The sequence below is a fragment of the Demequina pelophila genome (genome assembly GCF_000971175.1).
GTDB lineage: Bacteria > Actinomycetota > Actinomycetes > Actinomycetales > Demequinaceae > Demequina > Demequina pelophila.
In genome coordinates this window covers 382,780-408,329 of sequence record NZ_BBLY01000001.1, presented here as the reverse complement: position 1 = coordinate 408,329, position 25,550 = coordinate 382,780, and the positions used below count along the sequence as shown (strand labels likewise).

The window sequence follows — 25,550 nt, the reverse complement described above, 5'->3', positions numbered from 1 at the left end:
TGGGGTCATGAGCAACAAGACGCAGCCGACGGACCAGCCCGTCGAGGCGTTCGTCGCGGCGGTCACGCCGGACAGGCGGCGCGAGGAGGCCGAGCGCGTGGTCGCGCTCTTCACCCAGGTGACCGGCGTCGAGCCCGTGATGTGGGGGCCGTCGATCATCGGCTGGGGCGAGCGCCACTATCGCTACGCGACCGGCCGCGAGGGTGACTGGATGCGGGTGGGCTTCTCGCCTCGCAAGGCGCAGCTGTCCTTCTACGGGCTCAAGGACGTGCCCGCGGCCGCTCCCCTGCTCGAGCGACTGGGCCCGCACACCACCGGCGCGGGATGCGTGTACGTCAAGCGCCTCGTGCAGGTGGACCAGGAGGTGCTGGCCGACCTCGCGGACCTGGGCTTCGCGCAGGGCGACTACGACGCGTCGTCCCCGGCAGACGAGGAGACCCCGTGAGCGGCGACGGGCGGCCGCCGGTCCGCCCCGTCCCGTTCGCGGCGGGCATGCTCCTGGGCGCCCTGATCGGATTCATCATCTGGATCGCGACCGACAACTTCGCGCTCTTCCCCGCGTTCCTGGGCGTGGGCGTCGGCCTGGGCCTCGCGTTCTCCCAGGCGGGAGGCGGCCCCCGCGCCTGACGGCGTCAACCGCCCCCGAGACTGACGGCGCCGGCCGCCCCTTCGGGCGGACGGCCCCTGCCGCCCCTACTTGCGCCGCGGGCCCCGCTTCTCGCGCACGCGCACCGAGATCTGGATGGGCGTGCCCTCGAAGCCGAAGGTCTCACGCAGGCGCCGCTCGATGAAGCGGCGGTACTGCGGGTCCAGGAAGCCGGACGTGAAGATGACGAAGCGCGGCGGGCGCGTCGCGGCCTGCGTGGCGAACAGGATCTTGGGCTGGCGGCCGCCACGCACCGGGTGGGGGTGCTCCGCGACCAGCTCGCCCAGGAACGCGTTGAGCTTGCCGGTCGAGATGCGCTGGTCCCAGCTCGACAGGGCCAGGTCCACGGCGGGCAGCAGCCGGTTGGTGTGCCAGCCGGTCTTCGCGGACAGGTTCACGCGCGGCACCCAGGTGTGCTGGACCAGGTCCTTCTCGATGGAGCGCTCGAGCAGGAAGCGCTCGTCCTCGCCCACCAGGTCCCACTTGTTGAACACGAAGATCATGGAACGCCCGGCGTCGACCACCTGCTGCATGACGCGGGTGTCCTGCTCGGTGAGCGGCACGGACGCGTCGAGGAGCACGAGCGCGACCTCGGCGCGCTCGATCGCGGTCTGGGTGCGCAGCGAGGCGTAGAAGTCGGCGCCCTTGGTCATGTGGACGCGGCGGCGGATGCCGGCCGTGTCGACCAGCGTCCAGGGGCGGCCGCCGATCTCGACGACCTCGTCGACCGGGTCGCGGGTGGTGCCGGCCTCCTCGTTGACCACGACGCGCTCGGCGCCCGCGAGGTGGTTGAGCAGCGACGACTTGCCCACGTTCGGCCGGCCCACCAGGGCGATGCGGCGCGGGGCGTCCTCGTCCACCTCCACCTGGGGCATCTCCTCGGGCAGCGCGGCGAGCGCGGCGTCGAGCAGGTCGCCCGTGCCGCGGCCGTGCAGCGCGGACACGGGATACGGCTCCCCCAGGCCCAGGTTCCACAGCGCGGCGGCCTCGAGCTCGCCCTGGGGCCCGTCGACCTTGTTGGCGGCGAGCACCACGGGCTTGTCGGCCTTGCGCAGCAGGCGCACCACCTGCTCGTCGGTGGCGGTCGCGCCCACGGTCGCATCGACCACGAACACGATCGCGTCGGCCATGTCGATCGCGGCCTCGGCGGCCTGCGCGACGGACAGGTCGATGCCGGTGACGTTCTTCTCCCAGCCGCCCGTGTCGAGCAGGGTGAAGTCGCGGCCCGCCCACTCGGCGCGGTAGGCGACGCGGTCGCGCGTCACGCCCGGCTGGTCCTCGACCACCGCGAGGCGCCTGCCCAGGATGCGGTTGACCAGCGTCGACTTGCCCACGTTGGGGCGGCCCACGATGGCGAGCGTCGGCAGCGCCTCCTCGGTGAAGGCCTCGTCCTCGCCGGCGAGGTCGGCGAGGTCCGCGTCCGTGAGGTCGTAGTCCTCGAGACCCGCCAGCAGCGCGGCCTCGCGGATCTGGTCGAGCGACTCCGCCGGGTCGGACTCGTGCGGCGCGGGAAGCTCGTCGCTCATCGGATCTCCTTCTGTGACGCGCCGTCGCGGCGCGGATCGTCGAGCGGCAGCTCGAGGTCGGTGGACTCCAGGGTACGGGCCACCTGGTCACGCAGCGCCTCGCCGAGCCGTGCGGCGGCCCAGGCCTGCTTGGCGCGGCCGCCCCTCACGTCCGGGGGCGGGGTCACGTCGAGGGGCTCTCCGAACGCGACGAGCAGGCGTCGGCCGGGACGCGGCCACACGCTCACCCTCTCCCCCGTGCGGCGCGAGCCGATGATCGCCGCCGGCACCACCGTGGCGCCGGACTGCACCGCGAGCCACGCGGCGCCGCCGTGCACGGCCTCCGCGGTGCCGGCGCCGCGCGTGCCCTCCGGGAAGACACCGACGACGCCGCCACGACGCAGCACCGCGAGCCCCTGCGCGAGCGCCTCGCGGCCCGAGCCAGAGACCTTGATCTGCTGGGCGGCGGTCAGGAGCGCGCCCAACGGGCCGGTCATCATGCCCTCACGGATGAGGAAGTGCGAGGGACGCGGGATCACGCCGTGCAAGACCGGGCCGTCGATGAGCCCCACGTGGTTGCACACCACGATGACCGCACCGCGGCGCGGGAACGACCGGCCGCCGCGCACCTCGGTGCGCCACAGCACCTTCGCGAGGAACACCCCGAGCCAGCGCGACCAGCGCGGGCCCCAGGGGCTCGGCGCCGCGGGTACGCTCACGCGGGGTTCGAATCGTCGGCGGCCGGGGGCTCGGGGGACGATGCTCCGGTCGCCTCCGCGGGAGCCTCGCCGCCGGCCGGGTCGAGTCCCTCGAGCGTGAAGCGCGGCGGCTCCACGTCGGGACGCATGGTGAGCACCAGGTCGATCACGGCCTGGACGGCCTCCTCGATGGTGAGGTCGGTGGTGTCGATGGTGGTGACGCCGTCCGCGGCCACGTGGAACTGCACCACGGTCGCGTCGCGCCTGTCGCGGCCCAGCACGGCCTCGCGCACGCTCGCGGCGTCCGCGCCCTCGCCGGCGCGGCGGGCCACGCGGACCTCCTCGTCGGCGGTCATGAGGATGCGCACGTCCGCGTCGGGCGCGATCACGGTGGTGAGGTCGCGACCCTCGGCCACGACGCCGCGGCCGCCCGAGAAGCCGCCGTCGAGCTCGTGCGCGATGACCTCGCGCTGCCACTGCCCCAGCGCCGCGCGGGCCTCGAGGTTGGTGGCCACCTTGGACACGGTCAGCGCGATGGTGTCGGAGCGGATGAGCGAGGAGACGTCGTCGCCCTCGAGGATCACGCGCGGGTTGCCCGGGTCCAGCACCATCGCGACGTTCATGGTCTCCGCCATGGCGGCCACCGCGTCCTGGTCGTTGAGGTCGACGCCCTCGCGCATGCACCACAGCGTGGCGACGCGGTAGGTCGCGCCCGTGTCGAAGTACGCGAGCCGGAGGCGGCGCGCGACCTCGCGCGCCACCGTCGACTTGCCGGTGCCCGCAGGCCCGTCGATCGCGATCGAGATTCCGGTCATGATGCGGCGATGTCCCATCCGGTCCGCTCCAGCGCGGCGAGCAGCTCGCCCGCGCGGGAGGGCAGCACATGGAGCGTCGTCAGTCCCACCGGCTGCCGCGGCGAGTGCTCGATGGTGATGTCCTCGACGTTGACGCCCACGCCCGCGGCGGTGGCGAGGAGCCGGAGCAGCTGCCCGGGCTCGTCGGGGACGATGACGGTGACGGGCGTCCACTCGCGGGTCGCCCCGCCGTGCTTGCCCGGGATGCGGGCCACCTCGTAGCGGCCGCGGTCGATGAGGTCGGACAGGGCCTCGCCCACGTCGTCGGCCTCCCGCACCTCGTCGAGGTCCGCGATGATGTGGTCCAGGGTGGCGATCAGGTGGGTGCGGTTGAGGCGCGCGATGTCCGCCCACATGCCGGGCGCGGAGCCCGCGATCCGGGTCACGTCGCGCAGCCCCTGGCCCGCCAGGGCCACGTCGTCCTCGTGCAGGGTGCCCAGCGCGGCCGCGACGGCGGACGCCGCGACCTGGGGCGCGTGCGAGACCCGGGCGACCGCCGCATCGTGCGCGGCCGCGTCCATCTCCACCACGTCGCACTGCAGGGCGGCGGGCAGGAGCCGCACCTGGGCCACCGCATCGTCCCCCGCGTCTCCGGCACAGATCACCCAGGGACGGGCCTTGAACAGGTCGCCCTGGGCGCCCAGGCCGCCGGACACCTCGCGCCCGGCCATGGGGTGCGAGCCCACGTAGCGCTCGGCGTGTCCGGTGGCGCGCGCGGCCTCGAGCAGCGGCGCCTTGACGGAGGCGACGTCGGTGACGATCGCGTCCGGCCAGCGCTCGAGCGCGTCGGCGACCACGGACGGCGCGACCGAGGGCGGCGTCGCCACGACGACGAGCTCGGGGTCCCCGGCGGGCTCTCCCCCGCCGCCCAGCGCGCGGGCGAGCCGCTGCGCCTCGGGGTCGCGGTCCTCGATGGAGACGGTCCAGCCCTCGGCGACCAGCCCGATGCCCAGGCTCGTGCCGATGAGTCCCGCCCCCACGATGTGGGTGCGCGGCGTGCGCGTCATGTCCGTCCCCTCTACTGGGCGAGGTCCTGGCGGAGCTTGACGGCGTCGCGCAGGTAGACGTGCTGGACCTGGTCGCGGGCGCGGTCGGTGTCCACGTGCATCATCACGCGCACGACGCGCGGCAGCGCGCCGGGCACGGCGATCTCCTGGGCGCACATGAGCGGCACGGCGCCGAAGCCCAGGTCGCGGGCCGCGGCCGCCGGGAAGTCGCTCGAGACGTCCGGGGTGCAGGTGAACAGCGCGGAGATCACGTCGTCCGGCGTGAGCGCGTTGTCGCGCATGATCGCGGAGACCAGCTCGCGGGTGCGCTCGTGGAGGTGATCGCGCTCGTCGCGCTCCAGGGTGATGGCGCCACGGATCGCACGAATCGTCATGGCGTCCATCGTAATGGCCGCCGGGGACGCATCCCCCGACCTACATCCCCGCGTCGTCCATGAGCTCGCCCACCTCGCTGGGCGTGAGGCGACGCACGTCTCCCGGCGCCATGGTGCCCAGGCGGATGGGCCCGAACTGCACGCGGACCAGCTCGAGCACCGGGTGGCCCACGGAGTCGAGCATGCGGCGGACGATGCGGTTGCGGCCCTCGTGCAGCTCCACCTGGACCAGCGTGGAGTCCTTGGAGGTGTCGAGGATCTGGGCGGAGGTAGCGCGCACCGGGCCGTCGTCCAGGTCGACGCCCTCCTTGAGGCGCGTGCACACGGCCTTGGTGAGCCGACCCCGCACCTTCGCGACGTACACCTTCGACACGCCGTGCGTGGGGTGCGCCAGGCGGTTCGCGAGGTCGCCGTCGTTGGTGAGCAGCAGCAGCCCGGTGGTCTCCGCGTCGAGGCGGCCCACGTGGAACAGGCGCTCGTCGTACTCGGCGACGAACTGCCCCAGGTCGGGCCGGCCCTGCGGGTCGCTCATGGTGGAGACGACGCCGAACGGCTTGTTGAGCGCGACGGTGACGTGCGCGGAGTCGACCGCGACGCGCTTGCCGTCGACGGCGATGGACACCGCCTCGGGATCCACGCGCACGCCCAGCTGGTCCACGATCTCGCCGTCGACCGTCACGCGGCCCTGCTCGATGAGGATCTCGCACTTGCGCCGCGAGCCCACGCCCGCCGCCGCCAGCACCTTCTGCAGCCGGATGCCCTCCGGCCGGTGGATCTCGAGCCCCATCAGGCCCCCTCTCCGTCGATGTCCGCCAGGTCGGGCAGGTATGGCGCGAGCGGCGGGAGGTCGTCGAGGCTCGACAGCCCCATCCGCTCGAGGAACTCGGTGGACGTGCCGAACAGCACGGCGCCGCCGGTCTCGCCCACCTCGGTGACGAGCCCGCGCGCGGCGAGCGTGCGCATGACGCCGTCGACGTTCACGCCGCGAATCTGCGAGACCTGGCCCCGCGTCACCGGCTGACGGTATGCGACCACGGCGAGCGTCTCGAGCGCCGCCTGCGACAGCCGGGCGGACTGCCCGTCCACCACGAAGCGGCCCACCACGTCCGCGAACAGTCGGGACGAGTAGATGCGCCAGCCGCCGTCCACCTCGCGCAGCTCGAAGCCGCGCGGCGCGTCGGGATCCGCGTACTCGTCGCGCATGGCCTCGAGGACGGCGGTGACGTCCGCGACGGGCGCCTCGAGCGCGGCAGCGAGGTGCGCGGCCGGCACCGGCGCGTCGACCACCATGAGCACCGCCTCGAGGGCGCCGCGCATGCGCGTGTCCGTCACTGTGCCTCCTCCTGCTGCGCCGCCCTGGCGACCCCCAGCGCATCGTCCTCGTCGAACTCGTCCGAGACCTCGACCTGGTCGTCGCCGCCGGTCCACCGGACCGTCAGCTCGCCGAGCGAGCGTACCTGGTCGAAGGCCACCACGGCCTCGCGGAACAGCTCGAGCAGCGCGAGGAAGCGGGCGACCACCACGGCGGTCTGTCCCGCATCGGCCACCAGCGACCGGAAGGTGAGCGTGCCCTCCCGCTGGAGACGATGCGTGACGAGCGCGGCCTGCTCCCTCACGCTCACGGCGGGGTTGTGCAGGTGGGCGATGCTCACCTGGGGGGCCGACCTGGGCTGGAGCGCGTGCGCGGCGAGGCGCGCGAGCAGCTCCGGCGTGGCCGTCCAGATGAGCTCCGGCAGCAGCATCGCGAACTGGGGCTCGAGCGGCACGTCGCGCGGCAGGCGCGGCGGCGCGGTGAGCTCCGTCTCGAGGTGCACGGCGGCCTGCTTGAAGGCGCGGTACTGCAGCAGCTTCGCGAACAGCAGGTCGCGCGCCTCGAGCAGCTCGAGGTCCTCGACGTCGTCCACCTCGCCCTGCGGGAGCAGCCGCGCGGCCTTGAGGTCCAGCAGCGTCGCGGCGACCACCAGGAACTCGGAGGCCTGCGACAGGTCCCACGCGTCCTCGTGGGAGGCGATGGTGGCCAGGAACTCGTCCGTGACCTGCGCGAGCGCGACCTCGGTGATCTCGAGCTGGTGCTTCGAGATGAGGCTCAGCAGCAGGTCGAAGGGCCCCTCGAAGTTCTCGAGGTGGACCTCGAAGCCGCGGGGTGCGGCCTCCGCCGTCACGCTAGGCCGCTACCCCGCGCGCGACCAGCTCGCGCGCGAGCCTGCGGTACGCCTCCGCACCCGGGTGCGTGGGGGCGAAGGTGGTGATGGGCTCGGCCGCGATGGTCGCGTCGGGGAACTTCACGGTGCGGCTGATCTGCGTCTCCGTGACGCGGTCGCCGAACGCCTCGCGCACCCGCTCGACCACCTCCTGCGCGTGCAGCGTGCGGCCGTCGTACAGGGTGGGCACGATCGCGTCGATGGTGAGGCGCGGGTTGAGGCGGTCCTGCACCTTGGCGATGGTGTCGACCAGGAGCTTGACGCCGCGCATCGCGAAGTACTCGGCGGCCAGCGGGATGATGACGCCGTGGGCCGCGACGAGCGCGTTGACGGTGAGCAGGCCCAGCGACGGCTGGCAGTCGACCAGGATCGCGTCGTAGTCGTCGAGCACGGGGCGCAGCGCGCGGCTCAGTGCGCTCTCGCGCGCCACCTCGCCCACGAGCTGCACCTCCGCCGCGGACAGGTCGATGTTCGCCGGCAGCAGGTCGAGCCCCGGCACCTTGGTCTCGACGATGACCTCACGGGTCGACGCGCCGGACTCCATGAGCAGGTTGTAGACCGTGCGGTCGAGCGCCTCGCCGTTGATGCCCAGGCCCGCGGACGCGGCACCCTGCGGGTCGAAGTCCACCAGCAGCACCTTGCGCCCGTACTCGGCCATGGCCGCCGCGACGTTCACCGACGTGGTGGTCTTCCCCACGCCGCCCTTCTGATTGCACAGCGCGATCACGCGGGCGGGACCGTGGCTGGACAGGGGGGCGGGCTCGGGGAAGTCGTCGGTCACGCCCCAACCCTACCGCCGGGTCTGCCAGGACCTCAGCGGGCGCGCGGGTGCGCCGCCGCGTACACCTCGCGCAGGGTGTCGCGGGTGACCAGCGTGTAGATCTGCGTGGTCGCGACGGAGGCGTGGCCCAGCAGCTCCTGCACCACGCGCACGTCGGCGCCGCCGGAGAGCAGGTGGGTCGCGAACGAGTGGCGCAGGGTGTGCGGCGAGACGTCGGGCACGCCGGCGCGCTCCGCCGCGGCGCGCAGGATGGTCCACGCCGACTGGCGCGAGAGCCGGCCGCCGCGCGCGTTGAGGAACAGCGCGGACGTGCCCCGGCCGTGCTCCGCGAGCGGGCCGCGCGCCCGCACCACGTACGCGTCGAGCGCCCGGGCGGCGTACGAGCCCAGGGGGACGATGCGCTCCTTGCGCCCCTTGCCGCGCAGCAGCACCGCCTCGTGCCCCTTCTCCAGGGTGAGGTCGTCGACGTCGAGGCCCACGGCCTCGGAGATGCGGGCGCCGGAGGCGTACACGAGCTCGAGCAGCGCGCGGTCCCTGAGGGGCCCCGGCCCGTCGCCCATGCCGGCCTGCTCGAGGACGGCGGCCACCGCATCGGTCCCGATCGCCTTGGGCAGGCGCTTGGGGATGGCGCGCGGCTTGACCTGCGCGGCCGGATCCTGGGCCGTCCAGCCCTCGAGCACCGCGAAGCGGTGCCAGCCCCGGATGGACACCACCACGCGGGAGGCCGATGCGGGTGCCAGGGCCCGGCCGCCGTCCTCCCCCGTGCCGATCGCCTCGGCGAAGGCGCCCACGTCCTCGCGGCCCACGTCGCCCAGGCTGTCGATGCCCCGGGAGGCGAGGAAGCGCAGGTAGCGCTCGAGGTCGCGGCGGTACGCGGCGACGGTGTTGGCGCTGAGCCCCCGCTCGACCGTGACGTGCGCGAGGTAGGCGTCGCGCTCGCCCGCGAGCGTCACCCGACCGACAGCGCGGCGGGCAGGAAGGGGTCGATCATGATGGCCGCGAACACCACAGAAAGGTACGTGATCGAGTCGCGGAACAGCCGCATCTCCTTGAGGCGCGCCTCCCCGCGGCGCGCACGCCGGTACAGCGAGAGGCAGCCCGTGAGGAACCACGCGCCCGACACGAGCGCGATGCCCAGGTACACCCAGGTGAGGCCGGCGACGAAGGCCAGGGCCACCGTCGTGGCGACCATGGCGATCGCGTACGCGAAGATCTCGAACGCCACCCGGCGGCTGGGGGCCACCACGGGGAGCATCGGCACGCGGGCTGCGCCGTAGTCGCCGCGGAAGCGCATGGACAGCGGCCAGTAGTGCGGCGGCGTCCAGAAGAAGATGATGAGGAACAGCAGGACCGGTGTCCACGCGAGCGACTGGGTGACGGCCGCCCAGCCGATGAGCACGGGCATGCAGCCGGCCGCGCCGCCCCAGACGATGTTCTGCGCGGTGCGTCGCTTGAGCAGCATCGTGTAGCCCACGACGTAGCCCAGGATCGCGAGCACGGACAGGCCGGCCGCGAGCGGCGAGCCCACGACGAACCAGAACCACAGCGTGGAGCCCACGGAGAGCACCCACGCGAACACGATCGCGCCGCGCGGGCTGGCCTCGCCCGTCACCAGCGGGCGGCGGCTGGTGCGCTTCATCACCGCATCGATGTCGCGGTCGAGGTAGCTGTTGAACGCGTTCGCGCCCCCGGCGGAGAGCGCCCCGCCCAGCACGGTCGCGACCAGCAGCCACGGGTCCGGCCAGCCGTCGGCCGCGAGCACCATGGTGGGCACCGTGGTGACCAGCAGCAGTTCGATGATGCGCGGCTTGGTGAGCGCCACGTACGCCCGGACTGTCGTGAGCGGCGACCGGGGGGCGCGGGGCGATGCGCCGGCGGGCGCCTCCGTGGCGGTGGACATGCCCAGCAGTCTAGCCGCGGCGGGCGGGACCCAGGTCCCGGCGCGGCCGCCCTTTTCCGCACGATCTGCCCAATGTGAACGTTCGACATTGGTGCGCGGCCACGACAGAACGACGTTCCCGCGCCGGTAGGCTGGGCGCGTACTCACCACCCACACGTCGAGGGAGACACCTGTGACCATCAACTGGACCGAGGCCGACCACCGCGCCGTCGACACGCTCCGCGTGCTCGCGGCCGACGCGGTCGAGAAGGTGGGCAACGGCCACCCGGGCACCGCGATCTCGCTGGCGCCCGCCGCCTACCTGCTGTTCCAGAACGTCATGCGCCACGACCCGTCGGACTCGCACTGGATCGGTCGCGACCGCTTCGTGCTGTCGGCCGGCCACTCGTCGCTCACCCTGTACCTGCAGCTGTTCGCCTCGGGCTACCCGCTGGGCCTCGACGACCTCAAGGCCCTGCGCACCGAGGGCTCGCTCACCCCCGGCCACCCGGAGTACGGACACACGGACGGCGTCGAGATCACCACCGGCCCGCTGGGCACCGGCATCGCGTCCTCCGTGGGCATGGCGATGGCCGCCCGCCGCGAGCGCGGCCTGCTCGACCCGAACGCCGCCCCCGGCACCTCGCCGTTCGACCACCACGTCTACGTGATCGCCGGCGACGGCTGCCTCCAGGAGGGCGTCGCCCACGAGGCGAGCGCGCTCGCGGGCACCCAGGAGCTGGGCAACCTCATCGTCATCTGGGACGACAACAAGATCTCGATCGAGCACGAGACGGACATCTCCTTCACCGAGGACGTCCTGGGCCGCTACGAGGCCTACGGCTGGCACACCCAGAAGGTCTCGTGGGTCACCGAGGACGGATACAAGGAGGAGCCGCAGGCCCTCTACGACGCCATCGAGGCCGCGAAGGCGGAGACCGGCAAGCCGTCGTTCATCGCCCTGTCGACCATCATCGGCTGGCCCTCGCCCACCAAGCAGAACTCGGGCGGCGTGCACGGCTCGGCGCTCGGCGCCACCGAGGTCGCGGGCCTCAAGGAGGTGCTCGGCTTCGACCCCGAGGCCAGCTTCGCCGTCGAGCCCGAGATCCTCGCGCACATGCAGCAGGTCAAGGACCGCGGCCAGGCCGCCCACTCCGAGTGGAACGCGGGCTTCGCCCGCTGGCAGGCCGAGAACCCCGAGCGGGCCGCCCTGCTCGAGCGCATGGTCGCCCGCGAGCTCCCCGAGTCGTGGGACGATGCGCTGCCCACCTTCGAGGTCGGCACCAAGGTCGCGACGCGCGCCGCGTCGGGCAAGGTGCTGGGCGCCCTCGCCCCCGTGCTCCCCGAGCTGTGGGGCGGCTCGGCCGACCTCGCGGGCTCGAACAACACCACGATGGCCGGCGAGCCGTCGTTCCTGCCCCCGCACCGCTCAACCCACTCGTGGCCCAACGGCGACTGGTACGGCCGCACGCTGCACTTCGGCATCCGCGAGTTCGGCATGGGCGCGATCATGAACGGCATCACGCTCCACGGCCTCACCCGCGTGTACGGCGGCACCTTCCTGGTGTTCTCCGACTACATGCGCGCGTCGGTCCGCCTCGCGGCCCTCATGCAGATCCCCACCACCTTCGTGTGGACGCACGACTCGGTGGGCCTGGGCGAGGACGGCCCCACCCACCAGCCCATCGAGCACCTCGCGACGCTGCGCGCGATCCCGGGCCTCGACGTGATCCGCCCGGCGGACGCCAACGAGACCGCCGCCGCGTGGAAGGCCATCCTCGAGACCACCGACCGTCCCTCCGCGATCATCCTGTCGCGCCAGGGCCTGCCGGTCCTCGAGGGCACCTCGACCGAGGGTGTGCTCAAGGGCGCCTACGTGCTCGCGGGCGCCGACGAGGACGCGGACGTGGTGCTGCTCGCCACCGGCTCCGAGGTCTCCGTGGCGGTCGGGGCGCGCGAGCTGCTCGCCGCCGAGGGCGTCAAGGCCCGCGTCGTGTCGATGCCGTCCGTCGAGCGCTTCGCCCGTCAGGACGCCGCCTACCGCGAGTCGGTCATCCCCGCGGCCGTCAAGGCGCGCGTCTCGGTCGAGGCCGGCTCGGCGCTCGGCTGGCGCGAGTTCGTGGGCGACTGCGGTCGCACCGTGTCGATCGACCACTTCGGCGAGTCGGCCGACGGCGGCCTGCTGCTCAAGAAGTACGGCTACACCGCGGAGAACGTCGCGGCCGTCGCCAAGGAGTCGATCGCGGCCGTGGCGGACTGCTGCTGACGCACTCCGACTGCTGAACGCGCGACGGGCGCGGCGGGGCCGGAAGCCCCCGCCGCGCCCGTTGCGTATAGTCGCGAGCATCACCGCATCTCCCCTCGCACGGCCCCGCGTGCCCACCCGGTCTCCCGCACCGGTGCGGGGCGCGCCCGGCCGGACCTTGCATCGTCCCCCGCCCCCGCTCCCCCTCCGGAAGGCACCGCGTTGACCAATCCCCTCCGCGATCCCCGCGACCGCCGCCTGTCCCGCATCGCGGGCTCGTGCGGCCTGGTGATGTTCGGTGTCACGGGCGACCTCGCACGCAAGAAGCTCATGCCCGCGGTCTACGACCTGGCCAACCGCGGCCTGCTGCCGCCCGCGTTCGCGCTCACGGGCTTCGCGCGGCGCGACTGGGACGACGCGCGTTTCGCGGAGGTGGTCCGCGAGTCCGTCGAGCGGCACGCGCGCACAGAGTTCCGCGAGGAGACGTGGCGGCAGCTCGCGTCCGGCATCCGCTTCGTGCCCGGCACGTTCGACGATGCGGAGGCGTTCACCCGGCTGCGCTCCACCGTCGAGGAGCTCGACGCGTCGCGCGGCACGGGCGGCAACCACGCCTTCTACCTGTCCATCCCGCCCTCGGCGTTCCCGCAGGTCATCACCCAGCTGCGGGAGTCCGGACTGTCGGACCCGCACGAGGGCACGTGGCGACGCGTGGTCATCGAGAAGCCCTTCGGTCACGACCTCGAGTCCGCGGAGGCGCTCGACCGCGTCGTGTCGTCCGTGTTCCCGCCCGACTCGGTGTTCCGCATCGACCACTACCTGGGCAAGGAGACGGTCCAGAACCTGCTCGCGCTGCGCTTCGCCAACCAGCTGTTCGAGCCGGTGTGGAACTCCACCTACGTGGACCACGTGCAGATCACCATGGCCGAGGACATCGGGATCGGCTCGCGCGCCGGGTACTTCGACGGGATCGGCACCGCGCGCGACGTGATCCAGAACCACCTGCTCCAGCTGTTCGCGCTGACCGCCATGGAGGAGCCCGCATCCTTCGAGGCCGACGACCTGCGGATGGAGAAGGAGAAGGTGCTGCGCAGCGCGCGGCTGCCCGCGGACCTGGGTCTGGCCACGGCGCGCGGGCAGTACGCGGCCGGGTGGCGCGGCGGCGAGCGCGTGGGCGGCTTCCTCGACGAGGACGGCATCGCGGAGGACTCGGAGACGGAGACGTACGCCGCCATCCGTCTCGATATCCCCAACCGGCGCTGGGCGGGCGCGCCGTTCTATCTGCGGGCGGGCAAGCGCCTGGGCCGGCGGGTGACGGAGATCGCGCTCGTGTTCAAGAAGGCGCCGTCGCCGTACTTCCAGGAGATCGCCGGGTCCGACGTGGGCACCAACGCGCTGGTCATCCGCGTCCAGCCCGACGAGGGCGTGACGCTGCGGTTCGGCTCGAAGGTGCCGGGCACGCAGATGGAGGTGCGCGACGTCACCATGGACTTCGCGTACGGCAACGCCTTCACGGAGAGCTCCCCGGAGGCGTACGAGCGGCTCATCCTCGACGTGCTCCTGGGCGACCCGCCGCTGTTCCCCCGCCAGGAGGAGGTCGCGTTGTCCTGGAAGCTCCTCGACCCCATCCTCGAGTTCTGGGCCGGGCAGGGCCGCCCGGAGGCCTACCGCAGTGGCACGTGGGGTCCCCCGGGGGCCGACGAGATGCTCGCCCGCGACGGACGCGTCTGGAGGCGCCCATGATCATCACCCTTCCGCAGACGACGACGGCGGAGATCAACGCCCGCCTGGTCGAGAGCCGCATGGACTACGGCGTGGTCACCCTCGCCCGCGTCATGACGCTGGTGATCGACGCGACCGGCGCCGACGCCGAGCAGGCCATTCGGACGGCGAACGTGGCGTCCCGGGAGCACCCGTGCCGCATCGTCGTCATCTCCCCCGGCGACTCCGCGGAGGCGCGGCTCGACGCGGAGATCCGCGTGGGCGGCGACGCGGGCGCGTCCGAGGTGATCGTCCTGCGCCCCGCCGGCGAGCAGATCGACCACCAGGACACCCTGGTGACTCCCCTGCTGCTGCCCGACGCGCCCATCGTCGCGTGGTGGCCGGCCGACGTGCCCGCGGACATGGCCGGATGTGCGCTGGGCCGCATGGCGCAGCGCCGCATCACCGACACCAAGGGCGAGGAGGACCCGACCGCGGTGCTGCTGTCGCTCGCCCGCTGCTACCGGCCCGGCGACACGGACCTCGCCTGGACCCGGCTCACGCGCTGGCGGGCGCTGCTGGCCTCCGCGCTCGACCAGGTCCCCGACCCGCGGGTGTCGGTCGCCCGCATGCACGGCGACTTCAACAGCCCGTCCATCCTGCTGCTGGGCGCGTGGCTGCGGAGGGCCCTGGGGTGCGAGATCGAGGCGACGTACGATGCCTCGGTGACCGCGCTGCAGTCCATCACCCTGGAGACGCCCTCGGGTCCCGTGTCCATCTCCCGGCCCGACGGCCGCAACGCCACGCTCTCGCAGCCGGGCCAGCCGGATCACGTCATCACGCTGCCCGCGCGGGCGCTCGACGAGGCGCTCGCGGAGGAGCTCCGCCGGCTCGACGACGACGCGCTCTACGGAGAGGTGCTCGCCTCCTTCGCGTCCGAGACGGTGGTGCCGCTGTGAGCCTCTGGTCGCGCCGGGAGCACCGGCCCCGCGTCGTGGTCCACCCCTCGCCGGACGCTGTCGCCGAGGCCACCGCGGCGCGCCTGCTGGTGACCCTGCTCGACACCCTGTCCGTGCAGGACCGTGCGGACGTGGTGCTCACGGGTGGAACGGTCGGCATCGCCACGCTCGCGGCCGTGTCCCGGTCGCCGCTCGCCGACGCGATCGACTGGACCTCCGTGCATGTGTGGTGGGGCGACGAGCGGTTCGTGCCCGCCGGCCACCCCGACCGCAACGAGGGCCAGGCGCAGGCCGCGCTGCTGGGAGCTCTCCCGCTGCCCGAGGAGAACATCCACCGGATGCCGGCCGCTGCGCCGGCCGATGCGGCTGCGGCGTTCGGTGGTGCGGCGTTCGGTGGTGCGGCGTCCGGCGCGACGGGCTCCACTCCCGGCGCCTCGCTCGAGGCCGCCGCCGAGTCCTACGACGCACTCCTGCGCGAGCACGGCGATCCCAGCTTCGACGTGGCGATGTTCGGCATGGGGCCCGACGGCCACGTGGCATCGCTCTTCCCCGGCCACCCCGTCTTCGAGGAGCTCGCGAGCTTCTCGCACGGACTCGCCTCGGACACGGCCGCCGCGGCGGCGCTCGCCGGAGCCGATGCAGGTGCGGCCTTCGGCGCCGGCGGCATCGACCCCTCCGTGGACTGGGCCGCCGAGGCGTGGGCAGCCGCGATGGTCGGTCCGCGCGCCGTGGCGGTCACGGACTCCCCCAAGCCTCCGCCCGAGCGCGTCTCGCTCACCCTGACCGCCATCAACCGCGCCAAGCGCGTGTGGATCGTCGCCGCGGGCGCCGAGAAGGCCGATGTGGCCGCGCGCGCCCTCGGCGGCGACGCGGCGCTGCCCGCCGCGCACGTCCACGGCGCGCAGGAGACGCTCTGGCTGCTCGACGCGAAGGCCGCGGCCAAGATCTAGCGTCACTGGTTCGCCCGCCTCCGCCCGGCCTCGCCTCGCGTCACCCCTCCACACAGGTTCGGGCGTGTCGTCGGCGTGTCGCGCCCGGAAGGCATCGACACGCCGACGACACGCCGGGCGCCGTGTGGAGAGGTGACGTCGCGTGGAGGGGTGACGCGGTGTGGAGGGGTGACGCGGTGTGGAGGGGTGACGCGGCGACTCGCCTCAGAGACTCAGTGGCGCTTGCCCATGAGCAGGTCGCGGCCCTCGGCGTCGATGTGCTCGCGCTCGGGCAGACGCCCGCGCACCTCGGCCACGATCGCCTCGATATCGAACTCGGCGGGCTTGGCGTAGATCTGCTCGCCGTCGGCGCGGAACGTGAACACGCCCTTGCGCCCGGTCTTGAGGGTGACGCCCTCGATGTGGTTGCCGAACTCCTCCAGCAGGCGGGTCTGCGCCGCCGTGGCGCGCGGCAGGTAGCCGCAGGGGACGCAGTACTCGATCTCGATCAGCATGAACGCTCCTTCCGTCGCCGGGACAACCCCGGTCCGCCGCCCATCATTCCAGCCCCCGCCGGCGCACCCCCGGACACTCCGCACGGAGTGGCGCGCGACGCGCCGGAGCCGACCGCCGCATCGGCCCCCACCACCGGTGTGTCGCGCCGGAATCCGTGCGGAGTGTCCAGAGGTGCGTCCGGGGAGACGCCACGAGGGGCCGCCTCCCCGGTGGGAGACGGCCCCTCGTGAAGCCTGGTCGGGCTGCTACTCGGCGTCGACGACCGACAGCGTGCCGCGGCGCTCGCGCAGGTCCGAGAGCGCCTCGTCGAGCAGGGACTCGCCCTCCTCATCGGAGCGGCGCTCCTTCACGTACGCGAGGTGCGTCTTGTACGGCTCGGTGCGCAGCGGCTCCGGCGGGTTGTCCTGGTCCAGGCCCGCGGGGAAGCCGCAGCGCGGGCAGTCCCACTCGACCGGCACGACCTGGTCGCCGCCCGTCGCGAACGACGGCGTGGTGACGTGTCCCCGCGCGCAGTAGTACGAGACCGCCTGACGCGCGGCGGTCTCGCCACGCTCGTTCTCACCCATCGGACCCGAGCCCACGCGTGCGCCCCGGATGGCGTTTCCGCCTGCCATAGAAGACCTCCTTGTCTTGCCGTACTGCAGTAATTAGACGGAGAAGCGGGCCACGAGGCCCAGCAGCACCACGGTGGCGCCCCACACGATCGCGACCGTCCAGGTCATGCGAGTGAGGTTGCGCTCGCCCACGGCGGACGACTGGATGCCGGAGGCGATGCCGCCGCCGAACATGTCCGTGATGCCTCCGCCGCGGCCGCGGTGGATGAGCACCAGGCCCAGGAGGAGCAGCGAGCTCAGCACGAGCACGACCCACAGGATGGTGTTGAGGATTTCCACGGTTCTCCCAAAAACGAATATGACCGGAGACAAGAATACGCGACCGGCCGGCCTTACCAGGCCGACCGGTCGCGCATGTCGCGTGAGATCGGCTACAGACCGACCTGGTGCTCCTTGAAACGCGCGATCTTGGAGAACTCTTCCGGGTCGAGCGAGGCGCCGCCGACGAGGCCGCCGTCGACGTCGGGCTCGGCCATGAGCTGAGCGATCGAGCTGGACTTCACCGAGCCGCCGTAGAGGACACGGACGCCGTCCGCGAGCTCGGCGTCGTAGAGCTCCGCGAGGCGGGCGCGGATCGCGCCGCAGACCTCCTGCGCGTCGGCCGGGGTCGCGACCTCGCCGGTGCCGATGGCCCAGACGGGCTCGTAGGCGATGACGACGTCCTTGGCCTGCTCGGCCGGGAGGCCGGCGAGCGCGCCGTCGACCTGGGCGAGCGTGTACTCGACCTGGCGGCCCTCCTTGCGGATGTCGAGGCCCTCGCCGACGCAGACGATCGGCACGATGCCGTTCTCGAACGCCGCCTTGGTCTTGGCCGCGACGACCTCGTCGGTCTCGCCGTGGTACTGGCGACGCTCCGAGTGGCCCACGGCCACGAAGGAGACGCCCAGCTTCGCGAGCTGCGTGCCGGAGACCTCACCGGTGTACGCGCCCTTGGCGTGCTGCGAGATGTCCTGCGCGCCGTACTTGAGCTCGAGCTTGTCGGCCTCGACCAGGGTCTGGACCGAGCGCAGCGAGGTGAAGGACGCGAGCACCGCGACCTCGACCTCGGAGTAGTCGTGCTTGGCGTCGCGCAGGTGCCACGCGAGCTTCTGCACGGTGTGCGTCGCCTCGAGGTGGTCGAGGTTCAGCTTCCAGTTTCCTGCGATGAGCGGGGTGCGTGCCATTCTGATCAACCCTCCAGCACGGCGAGACCCGGCAGGGTCTTGCCCTCGAGAAGCTCGAGCGACGCGCCGCCGCCCGTGGAGATGTGGCCGAAGCCGGCCTCGTCGAAGCCGAGCAGGCGCACGGCCGCGGCCGAGTCGCCGCCACCGACGACCGAGAAGCCCTCGGAGTCGACCATGGCCTGGGCCACGGCCTTGGTGCCGTTCGCGAACGCCTCCATCTCGAACACGCCCATGGGGCCGTTCCAGACGATGGTCTGCGCGTCGGCGAGCTTGGACGCGAAGAGCGCGGCCGAGTCGGGGCCGATGTCGAGGCCCATGCGGTCCGCGGGGATCGCGTCCGCGGCGACGACGAGCGCGTCGGCGTCGGCGGCGAACTTGTCGGCGGCCACGATGTCCGTCGGGAGGACGATCTCGACGCCGTTCTCCTCGGCGGTCGCGAGGTAGCCCTTGACCGTGTCGATCTGGTCCTGCTCGAGCAGCGAGGTGCCCACCTCGTAGCCCTTGGCCGCGAGGAAGGTGAAGACCATGCCGCCGCCGATGAGCAGGCGGTCCGCCTTGGTCAGGAGGTTGGCGATGACGCCGAGCTTGTCCGAGACCTTCGAGCCGCCCAGGACGACCGCGTAGGGGCGGGCCGGGTCGGTCACGGCCTTGCCCAGCGACACGACCTCCTTCTCGACCAGCGTGCCGGCCGCGGCGGGCAGCACCTGCGCGACGTCGTAGACCGACGCCTGCTTGCGGTGGACCACGCCGAAGCCGTCCGAGACGAACACGTCCGCGAGGGCGGCGAGCTCGGCGGCGAGCGCCTGGCGCTCCTCGTCGACCTTGGAGGTCTCGCGCGCGTCGAAGCGCACGTTCTCGAGCATCGCGACCTGGCCGGGCTCGAGCGCGGCGACGACGGCCTTGGCCGAGTCGCCCACGAGGTCCTCGGCGAGGGTGACGGGCTTGCCGAGCAGCTCCGACAGGCGGGCCGCGGCGGGCGCGAGCGAGAACTTCGCGTCCGGGGTGCCCTTGGGGCGGCCCAGGTGCGCGGTGACGATCACGGCGGCGCCGGCGTCGAGCAGCTTGGTGATGGTGGGGACCGAGGCGCGGACGCGGCCGTCGTCGGTGATGGTGGTGCCGTCGAGCGGGACGTTGAGGTCCGAGCGGACCAGCACCTTCTTGCCGGTGAGGTCACCGAGCGAGTCGATGGTCTTCATTGATGTTCCTGTCGTGAGAGAGGTGGGAGGGGGTCGGTGGGATCACGCGACGACGGCCGCGCACGCAAGCGCGTGCACGGCCGTCGAGGTGATCACATCGAGAGTGCTTAGAGGCGCTCGCCGACGTAGTTCGTGAGCTTGGCGAGCGAGCAGGAGTAGCCCCACTCGTTGTCGTACCAGGACACGACCTTGACCGTCGAGCCGGTCACGCGGGTGAGCTTGGCGTCGAAGATCGACTGGTGCGGGTCGCCGACGATGTCCGCGGAGACGATGTCGTCCTCGGTGTAGGCCAGGGTGCCGGCCATGTCGCCCTCGGCGGCAGCCTTGATCGCGGCGTTGACCTCCTCGACGGTGGTCTCACGCGACGCCTCGAAGGTGAGGTCGGTGGCCGAGCCGGTGATGGTCGGAACGCGCATGGCGAAGCCGTCCAGCTTGCCCTTGAGCTCGGGGAGCACGAGCGCGACGGCCTTGGCGGCACCGGTCGTGGTGGGAACGATGTTCTGGGCGGCGGCGCGGGCGCGGCGCAGGTCCTTGTGCGGGCCGTCCTGGATGTTCTGGTCACCGGTGTAGGCGTGGATCGTGGTCATGAGGCCACGCTCGATGCCGATCGCGTCGTTGAGGGCCTTCGCGAAGGGGGCGAGGCAGTTGGTGGTGCACGACGCGTTCGAGATCACGTTGTGGGCGGCCGGGTCGTAGTCGGTGTGGTTCACACCCACGACGAAGGTGGCGTCCTCGTTCTTCGCCGGGGCGGAGATGATGACCTTCTTGGCGCCGGCCTCGATGTGCGCGGCGGCCTTGGTGGCGTCGGTGAAGAAGCCGGTCGACTCGATGACGATCTCGGCGCCCAGCTCGGCCCAGGGGAGGTTCTTGGGGTCGCGCTCGGCGAGGGCCTTGATGGCCTTGCCGTCGACGTAGATGTTGTCGTCGTCGAACGAGACCTCGCCGTCGAACTTGCCCAGCACGGTGTCGTACTTGAGCAGGTGCGCGAGGGTCTTGTTGTCGGTGAGGTCGTTGACGCCGACAACCTCGAAGTCGAAGCCGAGCTCGCGCGCGGCGCGGAAGAAGTTACGTCCGATGCGGCCGAAGCCGTTGATGCCGACCTTGATGGTCACTGTATGTCTCCTCCGGTGCTCTGCCCACAGGGCATCGCGGTTGTGGATGGTGGGTTGCGCACTGCCGCGTGCGCCGTGCCCCGCCGAGGCGGGGCCACTGCTTGGAAGCCTACTACTCACGCACGAATCAGGCAGGCGGACGGAGGTCCCGGGCGGAGCCGATGCGCGACGCGCGATCGCACCAGGCATTTCACCCCTATGGGGACAGCACGGACCGCCGCCTGGCAGACTGCGCGCCCCACGGGGCTCTCAGGACCGGTCGAGGGACGATGCGGTGGCCGGGTTGAGGGCGGAACGCGGCGCGGCGCGGCCGGGCCGAAGATGCGGCCGGGCGGGGCCGGGCCGAGCATGCGGCCGGGCCGGGCCGAGCATGCGGCCGGGCCGGGCCGAGGATACGGCCGGGCGGGGCCGGGCCGAAAGATCAGTCGAGCTCGAGCAGCTCGGGCGCGATGCCCTTCTCCGTGTCGGGGATGCCCAGCTCCTCGGCGCGCTTGTCCGCGGTCGCGAGAAGCCGGCGGATGCGGCCCGCGACGGCGTCCTTGGTGAGCGGCGGGTCCGCGAGCTTGCCCAGCTCCTCGAGCGAGGCCTCCTTGTTCGCGAGGCGCAGCTCGCCGGCCTGACGCAGGTGGTCGGGGACCTCGTCGCCCAGGATCTCGAACGCGCGCTGCACGCGCGCCCCGGCCGCGACGGCGGCGCGGGCGCTGCGGCGCAGGTTGGCGTCGTCGAAGTTCGCGAGCCGGTTGGCGGTGCCGCGGACCTCGCGGCGGGTCCGCTTCTCCTCCCAGGCGAGCACCGAGTCGTGCGCGCCCAGGCGGGCCAGCAGGGACGCGATGGAGTCGCCGTCGCGGATCACCACGCGGTCGACGCCGCGCACCTCGCGGGACTTCGCGGTGATCCCCAGGCGTCGCGCGGCGCCCACGAGGGCCAGCGCGGCCTCGGGGCCGGGCGAGGTGACCTCGAGAGCGGCGGAGCGGCCGGGCTCGGTGAGTGAGCCGTGCGCAAGGAACGCGCCGCGCCACGCGGCCACCGTGTCGTCGATGCCGCCGCCCACCACGTGCGGAGGGAGACCGCGCACCGGACGGCCCCGGTGATCGAGCAGGCCGGTCTGGCGGGCGAGCGCCTCGCCCTCCTTGACCACGCGCACCACGTAGCGGTTGCCCTTCTTGAGCGCTCCGCCGGAGACCACGATGATCTCCGAGTGGAGCCCGTAGGTCTCGCCGATGAAGTGGCGCAGGCGGCGGGCCGCCGCGGCCGTGTCGAGCTCCGCCTCGATGACGATGCGCCCCGAGACGATGTGCAGGCCGCCCGCGAACCGCAGCGTCGCCGCCACCTCGGACTTGCGCGCCGAGATGCGCTCGACGGCGACCCGTGCGAGCTCGTCCTTCACCTGTGCCGTCAAAGCCATGGCGTCAATAGTGCCACTGCTCAGCGGGCGATCGCGCCTCCGGAGCGCACCCAGGAGACGAGTGCCTGGTAGTGCTCGCGAAGCCGGGCGACGTCGTGACGGTCCACCGCATCGGCCGCCCGCAGGGGCGCGACCACCAGCCTCGCCCCCCACTGCTCGACCTCGCGCCGGAGATCGGGCTCGTCGTGACGCTCGTCGACGAGCACTGCGGCGGGCACGAAGTCGGGCGCGACCTGGCGCAGCGCGCGCACGTCGTCCACGCGGTCGGTGCCGGCGGTCTCCTCGTCCTCGTGCGCGATGTTGAGCGTGAGCACGGTGCGCGGCCCCGCCTCGACCAGGGCCGCGGCGACGCGGGGCACCAGGAAGTGGGTGAGCACGGAGGTGTACCAGGAGCCCGGCCCCAGGATCACGGCGTCCGCATCGGCGAGCGCCTCGAGGGTCGCGGCGGGCACCGCGGGGTCCGACGGCGTGAGCGCGAGGCCGCGCACGCGGCCCTCCGCGGTCGCGACGGCCACCTGCCCGACGACGCGGTCGAGGCCGTGCGCGGTCTCCACGTCGGCGCTCACCACGATCGGCTCCGTGGAGACGGGCAGCACGCGCCCCTCGCAGCGCAGCAGCCGCGCGACCCAGTCGAGCCCCTCGACGATGCCCCCGGTGCGGTCCCACAGGCCCGCGATGAGCACGTTGCCCACCGTGTGCCCGTCGAGCGATCCCGTGGTGTGGAAGCGCCACTGCAGCACGTCGCGCCAGGTGCGGCCCCACTCGGTGTCCTCGCACAGGGCGGACAGCGCCATGCGCAGGTCCCCCGGCGGCGGGACGGGCATCTCCGCGCGGATGCGGCCCGACGAGCCGCCGTCGTCCGCGACGGTGACGATCGCGGTGATGACCTCGCAGGCCCCGCGCAGCGCGGTGAGGCTCGCGTAGAGGCCGTGGCCCCCGCCGAGCGCGACGACGTGCGGACCGGTCACGACACCGGCCGGTCGCGGTGGGTGACGCGGACGGGGTAGCCGCGATCCTCCAGCACGCGCGCCAGCTCGCCCGCCATCGCCACCGAGCGGTGCTTGCCGCCCGTGCAGCCGATGGCGATGGTCACGCCGGGCTTGTCATGCGCGCGATACCGCTCGAGCACCCCGGAGATGACGTCCGCGTAGCCGTCGAGGAACTCCCTCGCCCCGTCGCTGCTCAGCACGTAGTCGCGCACCGCATCGTCCACCCCCGTCAGCGGGCGCAGCTCGGGCACCCAGTGGGGGTTGTGGAGGAACCGCACGTCGGCGACGAAGTCGGCGTCGCTAGGCACGCCGTTCTTGAAGCCGAAGGACTGCACGGTCACGCGCAGGGGCGTGTCCTCCTCCCCCACCTCGCTCGTGATGACGTCGCGCAGCTGATGGACGTTGAGGCTGCTGGTGTCGATGACGGTCTGCGCGCGGTCGCGCACGGCGGTGAGCGCCTCGCGCTCGCGCGCGATGCCCTCAAGGATGGTGCCGTGGCCCTGCAGCGGGTGGGGTCGGCGCGCCTCCTCGAAGCGGTGGACCAGGGACTCGTCGGACGCGTCCAGGAACACCAGGCGCACCGGCACGCCCCGGCCCTCGAGCTCGTCGAGCACCGCCTCGACGTCCTGGAAGAAGTCGCGGCCCCGCACGTCGACCACGGCGGCGAGCCGGTCGTGACCGCTCTTCCCGACCATCGACACGAGCCCGCCGAGCAGTTGCGGCGGCAGGTTGTCCACCACGTACCAGCCCAGATCCGCGAGCACCGCGGCGGCGCGGGTGCGGCCCGCGCCGGACATGCCGGTGAGGACCATGACCTCCGCGGCCACCTCCGCGACATCGAAGACCGGCTTGGGAATGCCGGAGGGATACGTGATCGCGGGCACCTCGTCCGTCATGGTTCCAGCATGCCATCCTCGCCGCGCAGCGCCGCCACGATGGTCCTGGCCGTGCCCTCGCCCACGCCCGGGACCATCGCGATCTGCTCGACGGTCGCCTCCTTGAGCCTCGTGAGGGATCCGAAATGCGTGAGCAGCGCCTTGGCCCGCGCCGGCCCCACGCCCGGCACCTCGTCGAGCGCGGACACGGTGACGGTCTTGCCCCGCTTGGCGCGGTGGTGGCGGATGGCGAAGCGGTGGGCCTCGTCGCGCACGCGTTGCAGCAGGTACAGCGACTCGGACCCGCGCGGCAGGATCACCGGGAACTCGTCCCCCGGCACCCACACCTCCTCGAGCCGCTTCGCGAGGCCCACGACCGCGATCTGGGGCACCCCCACCGCGTCGAGCTCGCGCCGCGCGGCGTTCACCTGCGGCAGTCCCCCGTCGACCACGACCAGCTGGGGCGGGTAGGCGAACCGCGCCGACTCGCGCTCCTCGGGAGGGAGCTGCGACTCCTCGAGGTAGCGGGTGAAGCGCCGGCGCAACACCTCGCCCATGGCCTCCGTGTCGTCGACCGCATCGGCGATCGAGAACTGGCGGTACTCTGCCTTGCGCGGCAGCGCGTCCTCGAAGACCACCATCGAGCCCACCTGATGGGTGCCCTGCGTGTGGGAGATGTCGTAGCACTCGATGCGCAGCGGCGCCTCGTCCAGGCCCAGCTGCTCCTGCAGGTCCTGCAGCGCGGCCGAGCGGGTCGTGAGGTCGGACGCCCGCTTGAGCCGGTGCTGCTCGAGCACCTGGCGCGCGTTGCCCAGGCCGGTCGAGGCCAGCTCGGCCTTCTTGCCCCGCTGGGGCACGCGCATCGTCACCCGCGAACCGCGCACGCCGGACAGCCACTCCATGAGCGCGGCGGCCTCGTCCGGGAGGTCCGGGACCAGCACCTCCGCCGGCACGTCCTCCGCGTCGGCCTTGCCGTACGCCTCCTGGACCAGCTGGCCCACCATGGCGGCCGGGTCGAGCGGCTCGGGCTTGTCCACCACCCAGCCGCGCTCGCCGGTGATGCGCCCGTCGCGCACGAAGAAGACGTGGGCCGCCGCCTCGAGCTCGTCGTCCTCGAGCGAGAAGATGTCCGCGTCGACGCCGGGATCGAGCACGATCGCGTTGCGCTCGAGCACGCTGCGCAGCGCCGTCAGGCGATCCCTGGCCCGCGCCGCCGCCTCGAAGTCCTCGCGCTCGGCCGCCTCCTGCATCGTCCGCGTCAGGTCCCTCACCAGGGGCTTCGCCTCGCCGCCCAGCACCTCGCACACCTTGGTGGCGAGCGCGCGGTGGTCCTCCTCGGAGATGCGCCCCACGCACGGCGCCGCGCACTTGTCGATGTACCCGAGCAGGCACGGCCGCCCCTGGCGCTCGGCCTTGCGGAACACCCCGGGCGCACACGTGCGCACGGGAAGCGCGGTGAGCAGCGTGTCGACCGTCTCCCGGATGGCCCAGGCCTTCGCGTACGGCCCGAAGTAGCGGACGCCCTTCTTGCGCTCGCCGCGCATGACCTGGATGCGGGGGAAGCGCTCGTTCATGGTGACGGCAAGGTAGGGATATGACTTGTCGTCGCGGAACACCACGTTGAAGCGCGGGTCGTACTGCTTGATCCAGGTGTGCTCGAGGATGAGCGCCTCGACCTCGGTGCGCACCACCGTCCATTCGACGGACGATGCGGTGGTCACCATCGCGCGCGTGCGCGGGTGGAGGCGGGCGGGGTCCTGGAAGTAGTTGGCGAGGCGGGCGCGCAGGTTGCGGGCCTTGCCCACGTAGACCACGCGGCCGTGGGGGTCGCGGAACCGGTAGACGCCGGGCTTCGTGGGGACGGCGCCCGGGGCCGGGCGGTACGTCGAGGGATCCGTCACGGA

Annotated in this window: 27 protein-coding genes; 6 read left to right on the top strand and 21 right to left on the bottom strand. The window is 72.7% G+C overall.

The window, feature by feature from the left end; all coding sequences use genetic code 11:
* Positions 1 to 7 precede the first annotated feature (7 nt).
* Positions 8 to 445 (top strand): DUF1801 domain-containing protein, encoded by a 438-nt coding sequence (locus AOM03_RS01900; protein WP_062377734.1) that lies wholly within the window; start codon positions 8 to 10, stop codon positions 443 to 445.
* Positions 442 to 627 (top strand): hypothetical protein, encoded by a 186-nt coding sequence (locus AOM03_RS01895; RefSeq protein ID WP_062377732.1) that lies wholly within the window; start codon positions 442 to 444, stop codon positions 625 to 627. Before AOM03_RS01900 ends, AOM03_RS01895 begins: the two co-directional genes overlap by 4 nt.
* A 66-nt stretch (positions 628 to 693) precedes the next feature.
* Here AOM03_RS01895 and der read toward each other — a convergent pair whose 3' ends face one another.
* From der to AOM03_RS01840, 11 genes are read right to left on the bottom strand one after another with little or no spacing between them, the layout of a single operon-like run.
* Positions 694 to 2,172: a ribosome biogenesis GTPase Der gene (gene der / locus AOM03_RS01890; RefSeq protein WP_062377730.1), complete on the bottom strand. Its 1,479-nt coding sequence runs from the start codon at positions 2,170 to 2,172 to the stop codon at positions 694 to 696.
* A complete protein-coding gene (locus AOM03_RS01885; RefSeq protein WP_227589847.1) occupies positions 2,169 to 2,870 on the bottom strand; it encodes a lysophospholipid acyltransferase family protein in 702 nt (233 codons plus the stop codon). Before AOM03_RS01885 ends, der begins: the two co-directional genes overlap by 4 nt.
* A complete protein-coding gene (gene cmk, locus AOM03_RS01880; RefSeq protein ID WP_082092144.1) occupies positions 2,867 to 3,664 on the bottom strand; it encodes a (d)CMP kinase in 798 nt (265 codons plus the stop codon). Before cmk ends, AOM03_RS01885 begins: the two co-directional genes overlap by 4 nt.
* A complete protein-coding gene (locus tag AOM03_RS01875; protein WP_062377728.1) occupies positions 3,661 to 4,710 on the bottom strand; it encodes a prephenate dehydrogenase in 1,050 nt (349 codons plus the stop codon). The genes cmk and AOM03_RS01875 overlap by 4 nt, the downstream gene beginning before the upstream one ends.
* An 11-nt stretch (positions 4,711 to 4,721) precedes the next feature.
* Positions 4,722 to 5,084: a chorismate mutase gene (gene aroH / locus AOM03_RS01870; protein WP_062377720.1), complete on the bottom strand. Its 363-nt coding sequence runs from the start codon at positions 5,082 to 5,084 to the stop codon at positions 4,722 to 4,724.
* Positions 5,085 to 5,124: 40 nt separating this feature from the next.
* The gene (locus AOM03_RS01865; protein ID WP_062377718.1) at positions 5,125 to 5,871 is read right to left on the bottom strand and encodes a pseudouridine synthase; all 747 of its coding nucleotides are present in this window, start codon (positions 5,869 to 5,871) and stop codon (positions 5,125 to 5,127) included.
* Positions 5,871 to 6,401 (bottom strand): SMC-Scp complex subunit ScpB, encoded by a 531-nt coding sequence (gene scpB, locus AOM03_RS01860; protein WP_174441932.1) that lies wholly within the window; start codon positions 6,399 to 6,401, stop codon positions 5,871 to 5,873. The genes AOM03_RS01865 and scpB overlap by 1 nt, the downstream gene beginning before the upstream one ends.
* A gap of 11 nt (positions 6,402 to 6,412) precedes the next feature.
* Positions 6,413 to 7,246 carry a segregation and condensation protein A gene (locus AOM03_RS01855; RefSeq protein WP_062377714.1) on the bottom strand — a complete coding sequence of 278 codons (834 nt, stop codon included), beginning with the start codon at positions 7,244 to 7,246 and terminating at the stop codon, positions 6,413 to 6,415.
* Position 7,247: 1 nt separating this feature from the next.
* Positions 7,248 to 8,066, bottom strand: a complete 819-nt coding sequence (locus AOM03_RS01850; protein WP_062377712.1) for a ParA family protein — start codon at positions 8,064 to 8,066, stop codon at positions 7,248 to 7,250.
* Between the two features lie 32 nt (positions 8,067 to 8,098).
* Positions 8,099 to 9,019, bottom strand: coding sequence for a site-specific tyrosine recombinase XerD (locus tag AOM03_RS01845; protein ID WP_062377710.1), 921 nt, complete (start codon positions 9,017 to 9,019; stop codon positions 8,099 to 8,101).
* Complete coding sequence (locus AOM03_RS01840; protein ID WP_062377709.1) at positions 9,016 to 9,966, bottom strand: heme o synthase; 951 nt, start codon at positions 9,964 to 9,966, stop codon at positions 9,016 to 9,018. Before AOM03_RS01840 ends, AOM03_RS01845 begins: the two co-directional genes overlap by 4 nt.
* Positions 9,967 to 10,138: 172 nt before the next feature.
* Here AOM03_RS01840 and tkt point away from each other — a divergent pair, with 172 nt between their 5' ends.
* From tkt to pgl, 4 genes are all read left to right on the top strand, one after another.
* Entirely contained in the window at positions 10,139 to 12,211 is a 2,073-nt protein-coding gene (tkt, locus tag AOM03_RS01835) for a transketolase (protein WP_062377707.1), read from the top strand.
* Between the two features lie 201 nt (positions 12,212 to 12,412).
* Positions 12,413 to 13,930 (top strand): glucose-6-phosphate dehydrogenase, encoded by a 1,518-nt coding sequence (gene zwf, locus AOM03_RS01830; RefSeq protein ID WP_062377705.1) that lies wholly within the window; start codon positions 12,413 to 12,415, stop codon positions 13,928 to 13,930.
* Positions 13,927 to 14,847: a glucose-6-phosphate dehydrogenase assembly protein OpcA gene (locus AOM03_RS01825; RefSeq protein WP_062377703.1), complete on the top strand. Its 921-nt coding sequence runs from the start codon at positions 13,927 to 13,929 to the stop codon at positions 14,845 to 14,847. Before zwf ends, AOM03_RS01825 begins: the two co-directional genes overlap by 4 nt.
* Positions 14,844 to 15,797 carry a 6-phosphogluconolactonase gene (gene pgl / locus AOM03_RS01820; RefSeq protein WP_062377701.1) on the top strand — a complete coding sequence of 318 codons (954 nt, stop codon included), beginning with the start codon at positions 14,844 to 14,846 and terminating at the stop codon, positions 15,795 to 15,797. Before AOM03_RS01825 ends, pgl begins: the two co-directional genes overlap by 4 nt.
* Before the next feature lie 212 nt (positions 15,798 to 16,009).
* On the opposite strand, the gene AOM03_RS01815 is transcribed toward pgl, so the two are convergent.
* The 10 genes from AOM03_RS01815 to uvrC form a co-directional block, all read right to left on the bottom strand.
* Positions 16,010 to 16,291 (bottom strand): SelT/SelW/SelH family protein, encoded by a 282-nt coding sequence (locus AOM03_RS01815; protein WP_062377699.1) that lies wholly within the window; start codon positions 16,289 to 16,291, stop codon positions 16,010 to 16,012.
* Positions 16,292 to 16,537: 246 nt separating this feature from the next.
* Positions 16,538 to 16,906, bottom strand: coding sequence for an RNA polymerase-binding protein RbpA (locus AOM03_RS01810; protein WP_062377697.1), 369 nt, complete (start codon positions 16,904 to 16,906; stop codon positions 16,538 to 16,540).
* Positions 16,907 to 16,939: 33 nt separating this feature from the next.
* The gene (gene secG, locus AOM03_RS01805; protein ID WP_062377694.1) at positions 16,940 to 17,185 is read right to left on the bottom strand and encodes a preprotein translocase subunit SecG; all 246 of its coding nucleotides are present in this window, start codon (positions 17,183 to 17,185) and stop codon (positions 16,940 to 16,942) included.
* Positions 17,186 to 17,277: 92 nt separating this feature from the next.
* A complete protein-coding gene (tpiA, locus tag AOM03_RS01800) occupies positions 17,278 to 18,069 on the bottom strand; it encodes a triose-phosphate isomerase (RefSeq protein ID WP_062377692.1) in 792 nt (263 codons plus the stop codon).
* A gap of 5 nt (positions 18,070 to 18,074) precedes the next feature.
* Positions 18,075 to 19,265 (bottom strand): phosphoglycerate kinase, encoded by a 1,191-nt coding sequence (locus AOM03_RS01795; protein WP_062377690.1) that lies wholly within the window; start codon positions 19,263 to 19,265, stop codon positions 18,075 to 18,077.
* Positions 19,266 to 19,372: 107 nt separating this feature from the next.
* A complete protein-coding gene (gene gap, locus AOM03_RS01790) occupies positions 19,373 to 20,377 on the bottom strand; it encodes a type I glyceraldehyde-3-phosphate dehydrogenase (RefSeq protein WP_062377688.1) in 1,005 nt (334 codons plus the stop codon).
* A gap of 421 nt (positions 20,378 to 20,798) precedes the next feature.
* Positions 20,799 to 21,782, bottom strand: a complete 984-nt coding sequence (gene whiA / locus AOM03_RS01785; protein WP_062377686.1) for a DNA-binding protein WhiA — start codon at positions 21,780 to 21,782, stop codon at positions 20,799 to 20,801.
* A 20-nt stretch (positions 21,783 to 21,802) separates the two neighbouring features.
* Complete coding sequence (locus AOM03_RS01780; protein WP_062377685.1) at positions 21,803 to 22,750, bottom strand: gluconeogenesis factor YvcK family protein; 948 nt, start codon at positions 22,748 to 22,750, stop codon at positions 21,803 to 21,805.
* Positions 22,747 to 23,667, bottom strand: coding sequence for an RNase adapter RapZ (rapZ, locus tag AOM03_RS01775; protein ID WP_062377682.1), 921 nt, complete (start codon positions 23,665 to 23,667; stop codon positions 22,747 to 22,749). Before rapZ ends, AOM03_RS01780 begins: the two co-directional genes overlap by 4 nt.
* The gene (gene uvrC / locus AOM03_RS01770; protein WP_062377680.1) at positions 23,664 to 25,547 is read right to left on the bottom strand and encodes an excinuclease ABC subunit UvrC; all 1,884 of its coding nucleotides are present in this window, start codon (positions 25,545 to 25,547) and stop codon (positions 23,664 to 23,666) included. The genes rapZ and uvrC overlap by 4 nt, the downstream gene beginning before the upstream one ends.
* Positions 25,548 to 25,550 lie beyond the last annotated feature (3 nt).